The sequence below is a fragment of the Bhargavaea massiliensis genome (genome assembly GCF_018390575.1).
Taxonomy (GTDB): Bacteria; Bacillota; Bacilli; order Bacillales_A; family Planococcaceae; genus Bhargavaea; species Bhargavaea massiliensis.
Genome location: NZ_JAHBCJ010000037.1, coordinates 1 through 227, shown reverse-complemented (window position 1 = coordinate 227; position 227 = coordinate 1). Strand labels below are relative to the sequence as shown.

Here is a 227-nt window from a genome sequence, read left to right as displayed (position 1 = left end):
AAGAGCTTAACTTCCGTGTTCGGGATGGGAACGGGTGTGACCTCTTCGCCATCATTGCCGGACCGTGTTCACTTTAAAAGGACAAATACTATTATACCAATCCTCAAGGATTTGGCAAGCACTTTATTTGTTCTTTCAAAACCGGATAAACGAGACATTGTGTAGTACCGAGTCTTTCATGTGCCATGGTCCGGCCTCAGCGGCCAACTGCTCGGGTCATAAGCCGT

At 47.6% G+C, this 227-nt stretch carries 1 rRNA gene; it reads right to left on the bottom strand.

What is annotated here, in order from left to right:
- Positions 1-62: ribosomal RNA gene (gene rrf, locus KHA84_RS15290) — 5S ribosomal RNA — on the bottom strand; the annotation flags it as partial.
- Positions 63-227: the final 165 nt, after the last annotated feature.